The organism is Ruegeria sp. CE6 (genome assembly GCF_056537485.1).
This window is the reverse complement of record NZ_JBQFRR010000001.1, coordinates 67,555-84,900: the sequence shown is the minus strand read 5'-3', so window position 1 is coordinate 84,900 and position 17,346 is coordinate 67,555. Positions and strand designations below refer to the sequence as shown.

General features: G+C 60.0%; 16 protein-coding genes. 1 reads left to right on the top strand and 15 read right to left on the bottom strand.

Translation table 11 applies throughout. The annotated features are described in order from the left end of the window. Positions 1–5 precede the first annotated feature (5 nt). The 10 genes from ACR0DK_RS00365 to cbiE all read right to left on the bottom strand — a co-directional run bounded on the left by ACR0DK_RS00365 (position 6) and on the right by cbiE (position 10,093). Positions 6–1,376, bottom strand: coding sequence for a tetratricopeptide repeat protein (locus ACR0DK_RS00365; RefSeq protein ID WP_480734502.1), 1,371 nt, complete (start codon positions 1,374–1,376; stop codon positions 6–8). Positions 1,377–1,556: 180 nt separating this feature from the next. Further along, positions 1,557–2,741, bottom strand: coding sequence for a CaiB/BaiF CoA transferase family protein (locus ACR0DK_RS00360; RefSeq protein WP_480734500.1), 1,185 nt, complete (start codon positions 2,739–2,741; stop codon positions 1,557–1,559). Further along, on the bottom strand, positions 2,728–4,347 hold the full coding sequence (locus ACR0DK_RS00355) for a thiamine pyrophosphate-binding protein (RefSeq protein ID WP_480734498.1): 1,620 nt from the start codon (positions 4,345–4,347) through the stop codon (positions 2,728–2,730). The genes ACR0DK_RS00360 and ACR0DK_RS00355 overlap by 14 nt, the downstream gene beginning before the upstream one ends. A 79-nt stretch (positions 4,348–4,426) precedes the next feature. Beyond that, positions 4,427–4,891 carry a DUF302 domain-containing protein gene (locus tag ACR0DK_RS00350; RefSeq protein ID WP_480734497.1) on the bottom strand — a complete coding sequence of 155 codons (465 nt, stop codon included), beginning with the start codon at positions 4,889–4,891 and terminating at the stop codon, positions 4,427–4,429. A gap of 76 nt (positions 4,892–4,967) precedes the next feature. Beyond that, positions 4,968–5,711, bottom strand: coding sequence for a precorrin-6A synthase (deacetylating) (gene cobF / locus ACR0DK_RS00345; protein ID WP_480734496.1), 744 nt, complete (start codon positions 5,709–5,711; stop codon positions 4,968–4,970). Next, entirely contained in the window at positions 5,704–6,432 is a 729-nt protein-coding gene (gene cobA, locus ACR0DK_RS00340; protein ID WP_170512197.1) for a uroporphyrinogen-III C-methyltransferase, read from the bottom strand. Before cobA ends, cobF begins: the two co-directional genes overlap by 8 nt. After that, positions 6,429–7,751: a cobyrinic acid a,c-diamide synthase CobB gene (locus ACR0DK_RS00335; protein WP_480734495.1), complete on the bottom strand. Its 1,323-nt coding sequence runs from the start codon at positions 7,749–7,751 to the stop codon at positions 6,429–6,431. Before ACR0DK_RS00335 ends, cobA begins: the two co-directional genes overlap by 4 nt. After that, positions 7,738–8,532 carry a precorrin-4 C(11)-methyltransferase gene (gene cobM, locus ACR0DK_RS00330; RefSeq protein WP_480734493.1) on the bottom strand — a complete coding sequence of 265 codons (795 nt, stop codon included), beginning with the start codon at positions 8,530–8,532 and terminating at the stop codon, positions 7,738–7,740. The genes ACR0DK_RS00335 and cobM overlap by 14 nt, the downstream gene beginning before the upstream one ends. Continuing rightward, positions 8,529–8,897 (bottom strand): cobalamin biosynthesis protein, encoded by a 369-nt coding sequence (locus ACR0DK_RS00325; protein ID WP_480734491.1) that lies wholly within the window; start codon positions 8,895–8,897, stop codon positions 8,529–8,531. The genes cobM and ACR0DK_RS00325 overlap by 4 nt, the downstream gene beginning before the upstream one ends. Further along, positions 8,894–10,093 carry a precorrin-6y C5,15-methyltransferase (decarboxylating) subunit CbiE gene (gene cbiE / locus ACR0DK_RS00320; RefSeq protein ID WP_480734489.1) on the bottom strand — a complete coding sequence of 400 codons (1,200 nt, stop codon included), beginning with the start codon at positions 10,091–10,093 and terminating at the stop codon, positions 8,894–8,896. Before cbiE ends, ACR0DK_RS00325 begins: the two co-directional genes overlap by 4 nt. On the opposite strand from cbiE, the gene ACR0DK_RS00315 reads away from it, so the two are divergent. Then, positions 10,092–10,823 carry a cobalt-precorrin-6A reductase gene (locus tag ACR0DK_RS00315; protein ID WP_170391851.1) on the top strand — a complete coding sequence of 244 codons (732 nt, stop codon included), beginning with the start codon at positions 10,092–10,094 and terminating at the stop codon, positions 10,821–10,823. The genes cbiE and ACR0DK_RS00315 overlap by 2 nt on opposite strands. On the opposite strand, the gene cobJ is transcribed toward ACR0DK_RS00315, so the two are convergent. From cobJ to cobN, 5 genes are read right to left on the bottom strand one after another with little or no spacing between them, the layout of a single operon-like run. Next, positions 10,820–11,578 carry a precorrin-3B C(17)-methyltransferase gene (cobJ, locus tag ACR0DK_RS00310; RefSeq protein WP_170512163.1) on the bottom strand — a complete coding sequence of 253 codons (759 nt, stop codon included), beginning with the start codon at positions 11,576–11,578 and terminating at the stop codon, positions 10,820–10,822. The two genes, ACR0DK_RS00315 and cobJ, sit on opposite strands and share 4 nt — an antisense overlap. Continuing rightward, complete coding sequence (locus tag ACR0DK_RS00305) at positions 11,575–12,303, bottom strand: precorrin-2 C(20)-methyltransferase (RefSeq protein WP_170420941.1); 729 nt, start codon at positions 12,301–12,303, stop codon at positions 11,575–11,577. The genes cobJ and ACR0DK_RS00305 overlap by 4 nt, the downstream gene beginning before the upstream one ends. Further along, positions 12,300–12,929: a precorrin-8X methylmutase gene (locus ACR0DK_RS00300; RefSeq protein ID WP_480734487.1), complete on the bottom strand. Its 630-nt coding sequence runs from the start codon at positions 12,927–12,929 to the stop codon at positions 12,300–12,302. The genes ACR0DK_RS00305 and ACR0DK_RS00300 overlap by 4 nt, the downstream gene beginning before the upstream one ends. Beyond that, a complete protein-coding gene (gene cobG / locus ACR0DK_RS00295) occupies positions 12,929–14,056 on the bottom strand; it encodes a precorrin-3B synthase (protein ID WP_480734486.1) in 1,128 nt (375 codons plus the stop codon). Before cobG ends, ACR0DK_RS00300 begins: the two co-directional genes overlap by 1 nt. After that, positions 14,053–17,346: a cobaltochelatase subunit CobN gene (gene cobN, locus ACR0DK_RS00290; protein WP_480734485.1), complete on the bottom strand. Its 3,294-nt coding sequence runs from the start codon at positions 17,344–17,346 to the stop codon at positions 14,053–14,055. The genes cobG and cobN overlap by 4 nt, the downstream gene beginning before the upstream one ends.

Here is a 17,346-nt window from a genome sequence, read left to right as displayed (position 1 = left end):
TGTTGTTATTCGGCGGGGACGCTTTGTGCGTCGCCGCTGTCGCGTGCGGCCTCGATCAATTCTCGGCGGGCGAGGGCGTAATTGTCCTCTCCCCCGGCACGTTTGGCGCGGCGGTCGTCCAGGATGCGCTCGACAGCATCCAAGCGGCCAGCGCGCAGGCCGGAATCAATGGTGATGCGCTCGAATACATCACGTTGGGCGTGGCTGCCACCCGCCAGTTGCATCCCACCCCGGGCATTTGAAAGAAAATCAAAGGCTTGGCCGTAAAGGCCCTCTCCAAAGGCCTCAAGCCCCTTGGCGGCGGCAATGCCCGGGTCGGACATGCGGATCGGCGTGTCACCCTGATTGCGCTGGGCGTCATTTTGAATACGCTGCAGCATATTTGCCGTAGCCTCCGAACGTTTGTCCCCGGTCAATGCCAGCAAGTAGTGAAGATCGGCGAAGATCAAGCATCCGTCTTCGGTTCGTGCTGCGCTGAGATCGGCCAGTTCTTCCCAGCGGTTGCCAACATCAACGCCCTCAAGCTCTAGCCGGGACAGCAGCGAGGTTGCATTCGAGATATCGCGATAGTCGTCGGTTTTGTCCTGGCGGATGTGATGATCGTAAAGCGCCATAACTTGATCGACTTGCCCCAAATCCAGATGCATCAGCGCCTTGTGCCACCAGACATGATAGCGGAAATTGTTGCAATGCGCCCAAGCGTCCTCGCGTCCCGCGAGCCAGTCCAGTCCCAGCTGCGCGTTGCCCGTCATCTCGTGCACGTGCGCCACAGCGTGCAATCCCCAGGCGTCGTCCGAAACCATCCACAAGGCCTGACGACCGGCGATCTCGGCTTTCTCGTAGGCGCCGGTTTCCTCCAGCGCGAACGAGTGGCACCCCAGCAAGTATCCACGTCCGGCGTGGTCGGGTTCATACGCTGGCATCACCCGTTCGATCGACCGACGCATCCCCGCCGCATCGCCCAGAACGAAACGCGTCGCATGGCTGAGCTTCATGGCCAGAGTATCAGTTGGGTGCGCTCGCAGAATCTCTTCAAATTTCTGAACGGCCTGTGATGGAAGGTCGGCCATATACAAACCAAGCGCCTCGACATATAGCCTTTCCCGGGCTGAAACTGGCTGACGCTCCATCGCTGCATTCGCGGCACTCAGCGCTTCGGCAGCGACCGCGATCATCTCGCGCCGGCCCAGCAGAACCATGAACAACCCTTTGACCGCATGGCCCAGCGCAAAGTCCGGCTCAAGCTCCAGCACCTTGCCCAGATGTTGCGGTGTTACAGCGGCATGCGCCATGAACCCAAGGAGAACACCATCCCATGCCTCGACGCTTGCGGGCTGGTTCAGGGTGTTCATCTGTCCAAAGACGTCTTGTTTCATACTCGGGTCCAATCTGATTGCGACGTTCTACACTGTTCGATGTAACAGAGTGTGCAGCCGGGTCGTAACAGTATCGACCCTGCTCTCGAATTGGTGAAATCCCGTGTGTGAGAAACGCGAAAAAAACCGCCGATTCAAGGGCATGTTTCAGCAACTTGCCGCCTAAACGGGCAGAGTGTTTCAATCTTCGAAGGGGTTTTCCGCGTTCAGAACAGCCTGTGTGTCAGCCCCACAGACTGGTGGTGCGCTGCGATATGTTACAGGCGTGCGTGACAGGTTCAGGGGATTCCCGATCAGTTGCACCTCGCCAGGCTCAGCTTGCATCGAGATCTGCATCTGGCGGGCAGCGACCTGATCCGAGTCAAAAACCTGATCGAGCGTCCGCACCGGGCCAACAGGGACTTTCAGGTCTTCAAGCCCCGCGATGACGCTGCCTGTATCCAGCGCCTGAACTGCCGGGCGCAGGATCGCATTCAGCGCATCCCTATTTTCAAGACGGGCCGGGTTGGTGGCAAATCGGGGATCTTCGGCTAGCTCTGGCTTTTCGATGAAGCCGCAAAATCTTTTGAACTGACTGTCATTTCCAACGGCCAGAATCACGTGCCCATCCGCCGTCTGATAGACCTCGTAAGGCACAATATTGGGATGCCCGTTGCCGCGCCGCTGAGGCACTTCGCCCGAGGTCAGATAATTCACGCCCTCATTTATCAGCCAAGCGATCTGAGCATCCACCAGCGCCAGATCGATCTGCTGACCCTCGCCAGTCATGTCGCGATGACGCAGCGCAGCCAGAATACCAACGCAGGCATACATACCACACATCACGTCAGCAATTCCGACGCCTACTTTCATCGGCGCGCCTTCGGCGTCTCCGGTCAGAGACATGATCCCGCCATATCCTTGCGCCATTAGATCATATCCGGGCTTCGATGAGTTTGGGCCTGTCTGCCCGTAGCCTGAGATTGAACAATAGACGAGGTCGGGAAACTCATTGGACAAGGTTGCGTAGTCGAGCCCGTATTTCGCCAGTCCACCGGGCTTGAAATTCTCGATCAGTATATCAGCGTGCGAGGCTAGGCGTCGGACTTCTGCCTGTCCTTCGGGTGTTGCGATATCCAATGCGACCGATTTCTTGTTGCGGTTGGAGGACATGAAATATGCGCTCAGGTCCGAGCGGTTACCATCCGCATCCTCGGCGTAAGGAGGGCCCCATTGTCGCGTATCATCACCACCGGTCGCCGGGTTTTCGATTTTGATGACGGTAGCGCCAAGGTCGCCCAACAACTGCGTACAAGTGGGTCCTGCCAGAATGCGAGACAGGTCCAGTACCTTGACGCCTTTCAGCGGTCCTTCAGATGCGGCCATCATATCCTCCACGGTCAATTTCCGCAGCAATGACAGTGAACTTGTCTGCTTTCAACGCCTGATCCAATGCAGCCCGCAAATCATCGCGGCTACGAACTGTGCGACCATAACCGCCGAGTGCGCGGCCTAAAGCGGCAAAGTCATGGCGGTCAAAATCCACTCCGCGATTGCCCATCTGACGCTGGCGTTGTTTCAGCTCGATCAGCGCAAGGCTGGCATCGACAAAGACCAGAAAGATTGGGTTGCCACCCAATTCGGCGGCAGTCGACAGCTCTCCGGCAACCATCAGAAACCCGGCATCGCCTGAAAAGCTGATCACGGGGCGATCCGGTTCGGCCAATTTCAGACCGATCGCCATCGGAACGGCACACCCCATCGTGCAGAGCGCCGAGGACTGGATCAACCCTCGTGCCTCCGAACACTCCCACATCTGACTGAGCAGAATGCGATGCGCGCCGCTGTCGGCCGTGGCGAGGGTCTCAGGTGGCAGAACGGCACGAGTTTCTGCGATGATCGCCGCCGGTCCCCAGTCTTCATCTGTCGGAAAAGCATTCGCCAGCGCAGCCTTGACCTGTTCGGGCTCGCCATTCGGCCAAGTCTTGCCGGCAGGGTTGCCCTTGGCAATGGCCTCAAGCGTTGCGCCGGTGTCGGCGACCAGATTTAGCCCAGCCTGATGCATGTAATGATCGTTCACCACGGCTGATATGTCGATCACGCGCTTGGTTTCTGGGTCCCAGATCTCGCGCCAGCCGGGGCGCATCTCGATAGGGTCATATCCCAAACACAGCACCAGATCAGCCTGTTCCACCAGCGGGACCAGGTGCTTATCGGCCAGCGGAGATAAACCCGCCCCGCCCAGGCAGAGTGGATGATCCTCGGGCACCACCCCCTTGGCCTTGTAGGTGGTGAGAAAGGGAATGTTGAAATGCTCTAGAAATGCTCGCACCACACAGCGCGAGTCGTCGTAAAGAACATCAAGACCGATTATCGCCAAAGGTCGCTCAGCCTCGGCCACCCAGCGGCGGGCCTTTTCCAGACATTCCGCGCCAGGCGCGACAGGAGCAACTTTTGCCAGTCGACGACGTTTAACCCCTGATACGCGCGTATCGGCCACCGAGATAGGCACATCGATGTGTACCGGGCCGGGGCGCGCTTGGTTGGCAAGCGATACCGCCTTGTCGGCGATGATATCGGCCCCGTCGGCCGTCAGCATGAAGCTGCCTTTGGTGATCGAGCGATAGACTTGCGCGTGATCCATCACCTGATGGGTGTAGGTCAACGCCTCATCCGCGTCGACACATCCGGTCAGCACGATCATCGGCACCCGATCCTGCAGGGCGTTGGCGACAACATTGATCCCGTTCATCGCTCCGGGCCCGAGTGTGGCCACGAGGATTGCAGGTGCACCATCGCGATGGTGGACCGCTTCGGCCATGAAACCTGCAGAGTTTTCGTGTTTTGCAAGGTGGAAAGCAATGCCCGCGCTTTCCAGCGCATCCACCAATGTCAGAACCTCGCCGCCGGGCATTCCGAACGCATGGCGGCATCCGGCCTCGAAAAGGCGTTGTGCCAACAAATCCGCAGCGCGGGGAGACAGGTCCTGCATTAATCAAGCTCCGACAAAGTTATCTGCCAGCAGATTGCGGAGGACGCGTCCGGACGCAAGCAGGTTCACGTCAGTGTGACTATTTGACGGCTTTTTCCGCTACGGCCTGAAACTTTGCGTCCAATTCTATGGCAATCTCGCGCAGAGCGTCTCCGCCCTCGTCTGCGTAAGGGGCAAAGACGAAGCTTGGTGTCTTGTAAGAAAGGGTTGCAGTGCCGTCCTCGTTCTCGGTCACGTAGAAGCGGATGGGCGCTTCGATCATCGCATTGGTCGAGGTTTCAAGAACCCGAACCGCGAAATCGTTGTTGAATGCGCCAATCACGCGATTGCCAGGAATGGTGATGCCGCGCGATGCCGCCGCTTTGGTCGGCCCAGCTTGTGTCACAACGATCAGGCCGTTTTCCTTTACCGCGGCCTTTGTGTCTTCCACGAGGGTCTCATAGCTTTTTCCGCTGGAGTAAACCGCCCATCCAGTAAGAGGTTCGATGCCGTCGGCCCAAGCAGGCATCGCCAGCAGGCAGATTGCAGCCCAAAGCGCCCTCATGTTCTTTCCCTTCCTGTTGACTGGGGAATTGATGACAGAAAAGCGCTGAAACGGGGCTCACAATCCTGTGCGCGCGTCAGGCCGCACGTTTCTTCAGCAGATAGATATCCATGATCCAGCCGTGATCAGAGCGGGCCTGCGTGCGGGTATCCAGAATGTCTTGCGCCACATCCGCCAATGGGCCTTTGATCAGAATCTCTTCTTTCATGCCCACATATGCCCCCCACCAGATGTCATAATCGGTCATCTTCAGGCTCTGGAACGAGCATTCGCCATCCAGCATTACGGCCACTTTCGACGCCGTTTCAGGCCATCCATCATCGCGGATGCGACGGCCTGTGGTCACGACATAGGGCGCGCCCAGATCATTGATCGGGATCGCATGGGCTGCAGTCAACGCCTGTAACGCTGTGATTCCCGGCATAACCTGGACTCGCGGTTGCGGGTCCAGCCGCGCTGCAATTCTTAGCGAACTGTCATACAGCGACGGATCACCCCAGATCAGCAACGCCACCTTCTGCGCGTCCGGGTAGGCTGAAATCGCCTCGTGCCAGCGCAGGGCAATTGCGTCGTGCCATTCGTCGACGCCTCGGAGATAACCGTCATCTGCCCGGCGTTTGGGAACGTCGAAATAGGCGATCCGCGCAGGTTTGTCGGTGACCTTCGTGATGATGTCTTCGCGCAAACCGGCCAGATCGGCTTTGTTCTCTCCTTTTTGCGGAATCAGGATCAGGTCCGCTGATCTGATCGCCTTCGCCCCCTGAAAGGTCAGGTGGTCGGGATTACCCGTTCCGATTCCGATCAGGATCAGTTCAAACATCTTCGAACTCTGCCAGCGGGCCATACAGGATCAGGGCCGGGGCGGTTCCGACCTCGGATCGCAGCTTGTCGGACAGGTCTCCGATTGTGGAGCGCTCCAAGGATTGCTCGGGAGTTGAAACAGATTCGGCCATCAAAGCAGGCGTGTCCAACGGCAAGCCATGCGCGCTCAGGGCTTCGACCAGCAAGGGAAAAGTGCGCTTGCCCATAAATACGACCGTCGTCGCGGTAGCGTCAGCCAGGGCGGGAAGGTTCAGATCGGTCGGCAATTTGCCACTTACGTCATGCCCGGTGACGAATTGAACACGACGTGCAGTCAGGCGTCGGGTCAGAGGAATACCAGCGGCAGCTGCCGCCGCGACGGCAGAGGGGATGCCGGGAATGATCTCGTACTTGATGCCGGCTGCCTGCAACGCGACCAGTTCTTCTTCCAGTCGACCGAACAATCCTCCATCACCGGATTTCAGGCGTACCACCTGCTGACCGGTCTGCGCATACTCCACCAACAATCGGCTGACGTGATCCTGCTTGGGCGAAGGGCGACCGGCGCGTTTGCCAACACCAACCAGATCAGCATCGTCACGCGCATGGGTCAGGATCGGGCCGCTGCTGAGATCATCAAACAGCACCGCATCGGCCTTCTGCATCCGGTCTACGGCCTTGAGCGTTAGTAGCTCCGGATCACCCGGACCGGAGCCAATGAAAGAGACAAAACCGGTCATGCCGAGGCCTCTGCAATAAGATGGAAAAATGTGCCGGTGACATTGCCACGTCGCGATCCTGTCTGAGGGCCTTCGGCCCCCTCGGCATCGAAGACTCGCGCAAGAGGAGCGTCAGGTTGTTCGATGATCGAGGAATAGTGGAACTCATGTCCGCGCAAGGCGGTACCCTTGGCAAAGCCAGGCATCGACGCCAAAAGTTCAGCCCTACGATAGCCAAGGTTGAATTTGCGCTTTTGGTATGAGGTTTGCAGACCCAACAACCCTGCCATCTGATGTGGCGCGCCTTCCTTGTCGACCAGAACTTCCCCCAATGCCATATAGCCCCCGCATTCACCATGCACGGGCCGCGTTTCCGCGTGTTTGCGCAGCCCCGTCAAGAAAGTATCTGCTGCCGCCAATGTTCCTGCGTGCAGCTCGGGATAGCCCCCCGGTAGCCAGACCAGTTCAGCGTCTGCAGCTGGCGCTTCGTTTGCCAGTGGCGAAAAGGGCAGTATTTCTGCACCGGCGCTGCGCCACCCTTCCAGCAGATGCGGGTAGGTAAATGAAAACGCTGCATCACGGGCCAGTGCGATCCGCTGCGCCGGGGGGCGCGGCAGCGCGGCTGACGATGGCCCAGCAGGGCCTGAGGAGGCCGCCCGTTTGATCGCATCCAGATCGACATGTTCACGCAGGAATGCGGCATATCCGGCGATTGCCGTTTCCAGATCCGGATGCTCAACCGCCTGGATCAGGCCTAGGTGTCTTTCGGGCAGAGTCAGATCACCTCGGCGCGGAAGAACGCCCAGAACCGGCAATCCAGCCCTTTCCATGCCCAGCCGCGTCAGCCGCTCATGTCTTGGGCTGGCACAGCGGTTCAGGATCACCCCGGCAAAAGGTAGATCGGGGTTATATATCCGAAAGCCAAGCGCGGTCGCCGCCGCCGATTGCGCCTGTCCTCCGACATCCAGGACCAGAACGACCGGCCATCCCATGCGTAGCGCCGTTTCAGCGCTCGACCCATGCCCCAGCTCTCCGGGTTTGGCGACGCCATCAAACAAACCCATTGAGCCTTCGGCCACCACAATATCCGCGCCCGTCGCCTGCTCAGAGATCGCGCTTAGCAGCGGCTCCCCCATCGCCCAGCTATCCAGATTGAACGAGGCACGGCCTGCCGCAGCCCGGTGAAAAGCCGGGTCGATGTAGTCCGGCCCGCTTTTGAACGGCTGCACGGTCAATCCGTCCTCGGCCAGAGCCCGAAGCAATCCCAGCATGACTGTAGTTTTGCCTGTGCCCGACGACGGTGCGGAAATCAGTATTCCCGGAGGGTTAGTCATCACCATGACTCCAGCTCGACCAAGGGCTGTCGGCGTTTTGCGGGCGATAGCGACGGTCGTAAGTTTTTGAATACAGACAGCTTTCGTCAAACCCTTCGCCCGCCAGCGCCGGACCCACCATGATCAGAGCCGTACGCGAGATGCTGTCGTCCAGCGCCTCTTTCAAGGTCGCCAGCGTCGCGCGGATGATCCGTTCATCCGGCCAGCTGGCGCGGTAGACAACGGCGACCGGGCAGTCCGCACCATAGGCAGGGGTCAGGTCGGCGATGACATTGTCCAGATTTCCGATCGACAGGTGAATGGCCAGAGTGGCACCTGTTTTAGCGAAGTTTTTCAGCGTTTCACCTTCAGGCATCGACGACGCGCGCCCGGGCGTCCGGGTCAATACTACCGATTGCGCCAGTCCCGGAAGGGTGAGTTCAGTTCCCAGAGCAGCAGCTGCGGCGGCAAAAGACGGGACACCGGGCGTGACGCTGACCGGGATTCCCATTTCTTTCAGACGTCTGACTTGTTCTCCCATCGCCGACCAGACAGACAGGTCCCCGGAATGCAGCCGCGCCACGTCTTGCCCGGCTTTGTGCGCTGTTTCGATCTCGGCCATGATCTGATCCAGATCCATCGGAGCCGTGTTCACGATCTTCGCGCCGTCGGGGCAGTGGCTCAAAATCTCCTCGGGAACCAATGAGCCAGCATAGAGGCACACCGGGCAGGAGGCGATGATATCGCGCCCGCGTAGGGTTAGCAGGTCGGCGGCACCCGGTCCGGCGCCGATGAAATGAACGGTCATGTCTGTCCTCCGATGGCGACGGCGCAGGTTGCAAGCCGGTCGTCCGAGATTTGTCTGGGTGAAATCAGCCGCGCGCCATGTCCGGCGGCAGCAAGAGCGGATGCTTCGGCCACGCTGTCGGTGCCATATGTGGCGCGACTGCGGGCTGAGCAAGTAAGTGTGCGTTGTTCGGCAAGATCATTTGCCGGAATGAAATGTATCGGCAGCTCAGTTGCTTCTGCAAGCGCGGCAAGTGCGGCGTGTCCGTCCTTGTCCGCAACAGTCGCAAGGGCATCGACAGTTTCTCCTGTCGAGGCCAGCTCGAAAGCGGCACGAAGACTAGCCAGCGTAGCAGAGGATGAGAAACCTAACCCCGCGACGATCATAACGTGAGGCTCCACTGCACCACTGGGTAGGCAGATTTCCAGCCTCGCCGTGGACCAAGCGCAGCTGCCTGCGCCAGTTCGATGCGCAGCAGGTCTCCGCCGAGCTTGTCGTGCCATTCAGCTAGTAACGCTTCGCTTTCCAATGTCACCGCGTTGGCGATCAGCCGCGTGCCGGCCTGAAGATTAGCGTGTAGCCAGTTCAGCAGATCCGCACTCAGACCTCCACCGATGAACACCACATCGGGTCGGTCAAGATCAGCCAACGACTCTGGTGCAGAACCGTGCACAACGCACAACCGATCCTGCCCTAACGTATTGGCATTGCGGCGAATGCGTTCGGCCCGATCAGCACGCGGCTCGATAGTCGTTGCAGTTAGCGTCGGATCGCACATCAGCCATTCGATGCTGATCGAACCGGTGCCACCACCGATATCCCACAGATGCTCACCCCGCTGAGGAGCAAGCGCCGACAGGGTTAGCGCGCGAATGGGGCGCTTGGTGATCTGGCCGTCGGTTTCAAAGATGTCATCGGGCTTTCCCGAGGCTTTGGGAAAGGCACGCCCAGTACCAGCGACATCAAGACCGACACAAACCGGATGTTCGAATGTACCAAGCAACGCCTCGGTCAGCGACACGCTGCGCGCGCGTTCACGGGGGCCACCGAGCGCTTCCATGACGTGCAGAGTGCAATCGGCAAAATCGGTTTCGCCCAGATAGGTCGCAAGCTCAGCTACGGCTTTGCCATCGCGCAGCAAGAGAATCGCGCGCAGGCCGGGTGCCAAGTGAGGGCGAAGGCGCGTAAGAGGCGCGGCATGTAGCCCGAAGGTCAACGTGTTTTCAAGCGGCCAACCAAGCCGCGCAGCAGCAAGCGAAAAGGTCGACTGGCCGGGTAGGGCAATCCATTCGTTCGTTTCGAAATTACGCGCGATAACGGACCCGGCCCCGAACCAGAACGGATCACCCGAGGCCAGCACAACGGTTTGCCGACCGCGCAATGCGGTCAGAATTGGCAGGCCATCGGCAAATGGGACCGGCCATTCAATCCGTTCCGCCGCGCTGTCTGAGATCAACGACAGGTGGCGTGTCGGACCCATGACAATCTCAGCGCGGTCCAGCACTTGACGGCTTGCAGGGGACAGGCCATCCAGTCCATCTTCGCCCAAACCCAATACAGTCAGCCACGGAGTTTCAGACATGCCCAACCTCCTGATTCTTGGTGGCACGACCGAGGCGAATGCTCTGGCAAAATCGGTTGCCGATCAAGGCATTCCCGCTACATATTCCTACGCTGGACGTGTCGATAACCCGCGCTCGCAACCCGTGCCGATGCGCGTGGGCGGGTTTGGTGGTGCAGCGGGACTGGCGCGGTACATTCACGAGCACGGCGTCAGCCATGTTGTCGATGCGACTCATCCCTTTGCCGCGCAGATGAGCCGGAATGCGGTGGAAGCCTGTGCGGGGGGCGCAACGCCCTTGGCCGCTTTGACGCGACCTGCTTGGGTCGCGCAAGACGGGGACAACTGGCAGCACGTACCGGATATTGAAGGTGCGGTTGAAGCTCTGGCCGGTCCAGCCCGCCGCGTCTTCCTGGCAGTTGGCCGCATGCATCTTCATGACTTCGCAGCCCAACCTCAGCATCACTATCTTTTGCGGCTTGTAGACGATCCGGACGCATTGCCGCTTCCGAAAAGCGATGTGATCGTTTCGCGGGGCCCGTTTTCTGTTGAAGAGGACCGGGCCTTGATGGAACGTCACCATACGCAATTGATTGTGTCCAAGAATGCGGGTGGCACCGGCGCGCGGGCCAAACTGGATGCCGCAAGGGCGCTGGGCTTGCCGGTTCTGATGATAGACCGTCCGACCCTGCCGAAGCGGACCGAGTTGGCAAATGTCACGCAGGTCTTGGACTGGCTGGCGCATACTTAATCCTTGGCCAGCGTGAATCTCGGGGTGTAGACGATCGGGGCGCTGTTGCGCTCGACTATGCGGGTCAGGGACGAGCCGACGATGACGACGGTCTGCATGTCCGCCATATCTGCCGTGGCTTCTTCCAGAGTTGAAATCCGCAATGCCTCATCCTCGCGGGATACAGCGCGTGCAAACAGGATCAGGCGTTCCGGCTCACATTCTTCCCGCAGGATTTCCAGCGTTTTTTCAAACCCTTCCGGTCGAGACTTCGAGCGAGGGTTATAGAACGCCATGGCGAAATCGCCCTGCGCGGCAAGTCGGAGGCGCTTTTCGATCAGTGGCCATGGCTTCAGGTTGTCGCTCAGGTTGATGGCGCAGAAATCATGCCCTAACGGTGCCCCAGCGCGGGCCGAAGCCGCCAGCATCGCAGTGATCCCGGGCAACACTTCGATCTGTATGTCGCGCCAGTCATTCGGCCCGTTTTCAAGCGCTTCAAACACCGCTGCGGCCATCGCAAACACGCCGGGATCGCCAGATGAAACCACAACGACGCGTTTACCGTCGGCCGCCATTTGCAAAGCGTGCTGAGAGCGGTCGATCTCGACCCGGTTATCGCTGGCGTGCAGGGTCAATCCCTCTCGCTCGGCCACCCGAGCAACATAAGGGATGTAGCCAACCACGTCCGTCGCTTCTGCCAGCGCGGCAGTGACTTCGGGAGTGACCAGTGCTTCGTTTCCAGGCCCAAGGCCAGCGATCTTGACCCAACCGCTCATGGTCGGCGTCCCTGTCCATGAACCAGAATGATTGAGAAATAGGGCGTGATCCCTTCGCAATTGTCAGACAGTTTGCAGACCCGTTGGTTCGGCATCTGAGCGTATTCGACGATCCACGCGCGGTCATACAGCCCGGCTTGTCTCAGCGCGCGCTTTACCTTGTCGAAGTTCCGCCCGATCTTCATGACAACCAGCGCATCGGTCTGGGTCATGCGTTCAGTCAGAGTATCCTCGGGCAAGGTTCCAACAAGAACCGTGAGGACATCGTCGCCCCAAGTTATCGGGTCACCGGTTGCGGTCCAAGCGCCGGACATGCCGGTTATGGCAGGTACGACTTCGACTTCAGATATGTCTCGTAATCGATTGTAAAGGTGCATAAATGATCCATAGAAGAACGGATCGCCTTCGCACAGGACCACTACATCCTCACCATTTTCGGTAAGCGATTTCAGATGTGCGGCACAGTCTTCGTAAAACACCGAAAGGAGTTCATTATACCTTGGATCCGTCACCGGGATTTCGGTTGTTACCGGGTACTCCATTGGAAACTCGATGGCGTCGCCGGGGATCATTCCATTGACGATCTTGCGGGCCTGACCTGTGCGGCCAGGTTTGCGAAAAAACGCCACATGGCGGGCATTGCGCAGCAGGCGGTCCGCACGGACACTCATCAGGTCCGGATCGCCGGGGCCGAGGCCCACGCCGTATATTTTACCCCCGCTCATTCGGTGCGGCTCGCGATAGCATTGATGGCAGCAACTGTGATCGCACTGCCTCCCAAACGGCCTTTGACGATACAGGATGGTACTGGCTGCGCTTCCCACAAGGCATCCTTGGACTCGACCGCTCCGACGAAGCCCACCGGGCAGCCGATAATGGCAGCGGGGCGTGGGCAGTCGGGATCTTCCAACATGTTCAGAAGGTGGAAAAGCGCGGTAGGGGCGTTACCGATCGCGACCAGTGCTCCTTCCAGATGCGGACGCCACAGCTCTAGCGCGGCGGCAGAGCGCGTGTTGCTCATTTCGGCAGCCAGAGGGCGAACACGCTCGTCATGCAGGGTGCAGATCACTTCGTTATCGGCGGGCAGGCGAAAGCGGGTGACGCCTTCGCTGACCATGCGGGCATCACACAGGATCGGCGCGCCATTTTCCAGCGCGGAACGCGCTGCCGAGACAAAATCGTCCGAGAAATGGACGAACTCTTCCAGTCCGACCATCCCTGCGGCGTGGATCATCCGAACGGCGACCTGTTCTTCATCGGCATCGAACCGGGCCAGATCAGCCTCGGATCGGATGGTGGCAAAGCTCTGCTTGTAGATCGCCGCGCCGTCGGTTTCGTATTCATAGGGCATCAGGTGAAGTCCATGGTCATGAGTGTTTCTTCGGTCAGGCCGCGTTGGCAGGGCTCATCCCCCGCACGGCCTTGTTTGACAAGGTCAAATCGTCCGGAATTACCAACCAAAGTGACATCGGCCGGACCCATTCGGGCGCATCCCTTGGCGCAGCCCGACACATGCAGGCTGCCTGCAACGCGCGCGGCCAGGGCGCACGCCACACCGCGGGTTTCGACCTGCGCCTGCGGGCAGTATGGCGCGCCGGGGCAGGCGTCGGTTGTTCTCAGCGGGTCGGTGCCATCTGTGACAAAGTCAGGGGCGGGTATCGCCGCCCCGCCTTCCAACAGGAACAGCCGCCATGGTGTGACCCGCAGGGCAGTGGCGTTGCTGTTTTCAACCAGCGAATGGAGTTGCCGCGCCGGTAGCTGCCCAAAGGCAGCGCCATAGAGTGTCCCCTGCGCGCAGGCTCCCGGTTGAAGAGGCACGCCAATGGGGCCGGGCGCGCTGCGTTGCCACTCGCTGGGCAAACCATATGTGGCAACGGTCCGCGCCATGCGGCGGGTCTCGGTTGTGTGGGTTTGCGCAAACCACTGCGCCAACGCGATCATTAGGTCGATGGCTTGGGCTTCGCTTACCGCTCGCCCGGTTTCAGCCCCGTCCGCGCGCAAGATCAGGCCGCCTGAACCGAGTTCAAGCCGGATATCAGCCGAGTCATCGGCCAATAAACGCTCGGAACCTGTGTCGATGGCAAAGCCGAACTTGGCAGGTAAATCCGGAAGCTCGGCCAGACGCTGGATCAATTCCTGTGTCAGCCGAGCGGTCAGATCACCGGCTTCATAGAGTGGCGAGACCAGAATGTTGCGGCGAATTTCGATTCCGGGTTCGGCGTCCAGCAGGTTCAGCGAGGAAAGCGCGGCCAACAAGGATTGATGGTCGGTTTCCTTTACTCCACGCAGCTGAAGGTTGGCGCGGTTGGTAAGGTCGATCGTGCCATTGCCGAACCGTTCCGCCAATTCGCACAGCCCTATCGCCTGTTGGGCATCCAGGCGCGCCAGCCGAGGGCGCACACGCACGACCAGCCCATCACCGGACATCATCGGGCGATGGGCACCGGGGCACCAGCCCTGCACGATGGGCGCACTCATTCCAACCCCTCCAGGTCGGCGCGGATCGAGTTCCGGCGGGTATGCCATAGCCCTGCCTCCAGCAGTGCCCGGAACCGATCCTGCATGGCCTGATGTGCTTGCGGGTTTGCCTGTTGCAGGAAGGCGTCGACCTCTTCATTGCCCAGCGTGGCGTCGTGGTACAGATCGAACAGATGCGGTGCGACTGTGCCGGACAGATGCGCGAAAGATGCCATATGATCCAGCGTCGCCGCGATTTCAGCGGCACCCCGAAACCCGTGCCGCTGCATTCCGGCAATCCATCCCGGGTTGGCGGCGCGAGCATAGACGACGCGGCTGATTTCCTCGGGCAGGGTGCGGGCGCGCGGGTTGTCCGGGTTGGTATTGTCCAGATGATAAAGCTGCGCAGTACCGCCGGTGATTTTCTTGGCGGCGGCAAATCCGGCCTCGTGCGTGGCATAATCATTGGCCAGCAGCAGATCGGTTTCGGTCAGGTCCTGTAGGTGCACAAAGCTGTCGGCATTGGCGACGCGCTGAGAGATGCCGTCCTTATCTTGCGCTATATGCTCGCCTTCCAAAGCGAAGGAACTGGCATCAAGCCAAGCCTCACCCGCTTGCACGCGTGCCTCATCCGTATAGGTTTCGGACAGATGAGTCATGTTCAGACCATAGCTGCCGGGGGCTGGCCCATAGACCCGCGCCGCAGGCTCCTGACCGGCGTAAGGATTCCAGTCGGGTGCTTCATCTCGTTTGGTCAATGCGCGGACAGCCTGACCGTACAGCGCCGAAAGCGTCGGGAACACGTCCCGGAAAAGACCTGAGACGCGCAATGTTACGTCCAGACGCGGGCGGCTGAGATCGGTGACCGGCAACACTTCGATGCCCGAGACCCGCTCAGACCCTTTGTCCCAAACCGGCTTCACCCCCAGCAGATGCAGCGCCATGGCGAATTCCTCGCCCGCTGTGCGCATGGTGGCCGAACCCCATAGATCGACGATCAAGCCCTTGGGGTAGTCGCCTTCTTCTTGCAGGTGCCGCCGAACCAGTTCCTCAGCGAGCTTGACGCCTTGTGTATAGGCCGCGCGCGTGGGAACCGAGCGCGGATCGGTCGTGTAAAGATTCCGCCCGGTCGGCAGAACATCCGTACGCCCGCGATAGGGGGATCCGGACGGCCCGGCCTCGATCCGTTTGCCCGCTAAAGCGTCAATCAGGGCAGAGCGTTCAGCTTGGGCTGAGGGGGCAGCGTCGAAATTGCCCGTCTCATCGGGGACGCGCCCAAAGATATGCAGCCCATCACCGAACTGGCTTTCCTTGATGTCGCAGACAAATCGGTCAATGCGCGTGATCGCCTCGGCGGTACAGGTGGCCTGATCGAGGCCAAGATCGCTTTCCAGCCCGATGGCCTGCGCCTCGTCCCGGATATCTTCCTGCAGGCGATCACGGCGTTTGGGGTCTAGCCCGTCCGCGTTCGAGAACTCGTCCAACAGCGATTCCAGCCGTACCATGCGATCCGGTGTGCCGCTTTCCTTCATCGGGGGTGGGATATGGCCCAACGTGACCGCCCCGATCCGACGCTTGGCCTGCGCGGCCTCGCCGGGGTCGTTGACGATGAAGGGATAGATCACCGGCAAATCGCCGATTAACGCCTCGGGCCAACACTCGTTGCACAAGGCGACTGATTTTCCCGGCAACCATTCCAGCGTGCCATGCGCGCCGATATGGATCAGCGTATCCGCGACCAATCCTTTGCGCAGCCATAAGTAAAAGGCGACGTAGGCGTGGCGTGGTGTGCGCGACAGATCGTGATAGTCGTCATCGCGCAGTTCGGGTGTACCGCGCTCGGGCTGCAGCGCGATCAGAGCCTTTCCGCGACGCAGCGCAGTGAAGTAGAACGCGCCATTTGTGAAAGCAGGGTCGTCTTCGGGAGTGCCCCAAACCTTATTGAGATCGGTGCGGAGTGTTTCCGGCAGCGCCGCCAGCGCCACCTGATAATCCTCTAGCGGCCATGAAATCCGGGCATCAAGAAGAGTTTCAGCAATTGGCTCGGCAGGCGCGGTGTCATACCCTTCGCCTTGCAGATCGAGCAACATTGCCTCAGCCGAGGCCAGCGCATCCAGACCCACTGCATGTGCCATCTGCCAGTCTTTGCCGGGATAGGTCGATAGTACCAGCGCCGGAACCTGCTCCGCTTTGGGTTTGTCGTGAAGGTTCAGCCAGCCGGAGATGCGGTTGATGATGGCTTCGATCCGTTCGGGTTCAGCCCGATGAGCGAAGCGAGAATATTCGAGATGCGGGTCGCGTTTGCCCGGCTCTTTGAAAGATACGATGCCCGCGTTGATCCGCCCGTCCACTTCCGGAAGGACCACATGCATGGCAAGATCAGCTGGTGAAAGGCCACGTTCCGCTTCGGCCCACGCTTTGCGGCGTGAGGTGGCCAGCGCCACCTGAAAGACCGGCACCTCTGCCACATCGAGAGGTGAGGTGCCTGATGCGCCCTTGCCTGAGAATGAGGTGGCGTTGACGATCGCCGAAGGCTTCAGCGCCACAATAGTTTCGCGCAGCCAATCGGCGGCATTTGGTGCTTTGAGCGACGGGGCAAACAGGCCGACGGCCTCAAAACCCCGCGCGCGCAAGCTGCGGATCAGCGCTGCGATTGGGGCTGTGTCCGCCGAGGTCAGATAAGCACGATAGAAGGTTACGATGATACGTTTCGCATCACCGGGCAGAGCGTTTTCTGCAGGGATCACGCCGTGATCTGGGCACCAGGCACCGCATTCGGGGATGGTCTTGGCGCCCATGACCGGACCTGCATACAACCCCGCAGCCAGTGCCATCTGCGCCAGAGCGGCCTGCGCCGCGACCTCACCGCCGGTGTCGCACAGATGCGCCAGCCGCCGCAGGGTCGAGACAGGCAGGGTAGAGTAATCATCCAGCCGCGTATCCTCGCGACCGTCTGCGGGCAGTACGGCCAGTGCAATCCCTTTGGCCTGCGCCAGCGCCAGAACCTGCTGCAAGCCGTACGCCCAATAGGGCACTCCACCGATCAGACGGATCAGGATGCCCTTTGCGCCCTCCAGTGTCTGCTCGACATATGTGTCGACTGAGAGGGGATGCTTCAGCGCCGTCAGATTGGCCAGCCGCATCGTTGGCATGCGTCCTTCAGGCCCACCTCCACGATGCCAACCCGCCGCGAAAGCGCCAAGGTCACTGTCGGAAAAGGACAGCACCACCAGGTCCGCCGGGCTCTGACCCAGATCGGTCGGGGTCTCGGTTTCTTCGAGCCCATGGCTTTCGCGGAAGACGACGTGCAT

Coding starts and splice junctions, on each gene's coding strand:
- ACR0DK_RS00365 (WP_480734502.1), bottom strand. CDS start 1,376: ATGAAACAAGACGTCTTTGGACAGATGAACACCCTGAACCAGCCCGCA.
- ACR0DK_RS00360 (WP_480734500.1), bottom strand. CDS start 2,741: ATGGCCGCATCTGAAGGACCGCTGAAAGGCGTCAAGGTACTGGACCTG.
- ACR0DK_RS00355 (WP_480734498.1), bottom strand. CDS start 4,347: ATGCAGGACCTGTCTCCCCGCGCTGCGGATTTGTTGGCACAACGCCTT.
- ACR0DK_RS00350 (WP_480734497.1), bottom strand. CDS start 4,891: ATGAGGGCGCTTTGGGCTGCAATCTGCCTGCTGGCGATGCCTGCTTGG.
- cobF (WP_480734496.1), bottom strand. CDS start 5,711: ATGTTTGAACTGATCCTGATCGGAATCGGAACGGGTAATCCCGACCAC.
- cobA (WP_170512197.1), bottom strand. CDS start 6,432: ATGACCGGTTTTGTCTCTTTCATTGGCTCCGGTCCGGGTGATCCGGAG.
- ACR0DK_RS00335 (WP_480734495.1), bottom strand. CDS start 7,751: ATGGTGATGACTAACCCTCCGGGAATACTGATTTCCGCACCGTCGTCG.
- cobM (WP_480734493.1), bottom strand. CDS start 8,532: ATGACCGTTCATTTCATCGGCGCCGGACCGGGTGCCGCCGACCTGCTA.
- ACR0DK_RS00325 (WP_480734491.1), bottom strand. CDS start 8,897: ATGATCGTCGCGGGGTTAGGTTTCTCATCCTCTGCTACGCTGGCTAGT.
- ACR0DK_RS00315 (WP_170391851.1), top strand. CDS start 10,092: ATGCCCAACCTCCTGATTCTTGGTGGCACGACCGAGGCGAATGCTCTG.
- cbiE (WP_480734489.1), bottom strand. CDS start 10,093: ATGTCTGAAACTCCGTGGCTGACTGTATTGGGTTTGGGCGAAGATGGA.
- cobJ (WP_170512163.1), bottom strand. CDS start 11,578: ATGAGCGGTTGGGTCAAGATCGCTGGCCTTGGGCCTGGAAACGAAGCA.
- ACR0DK_RS00305 (WP_170420941.1), bottom strand. CDS start 12,303: ATGAGCGGGGGTAAAATATACGGCGTGGGCCTCGGCCCCGGCGATCCG.
- ACR0DK_RS00300 (WP_480734487.1), bottom strand. CDS start 12,929: ATGCCCTATGAATACGAAACCGACGGCGCGGCGATCTACAAGCAGAGC.
- cobG (WP_480734486.1), bottom strand. CDS start 14,056: ATGAGTGCGCCCATCGTGCAGGGCTGGTGCCCCGGTGCCCATCGCCCG.
- cobN (WP_480734485.1), bottom strand. CDS start 17,346: ATGCACGTCGTCTTCCGCGAAAGCCATGGGCTCGAAGAAACCGAGACC.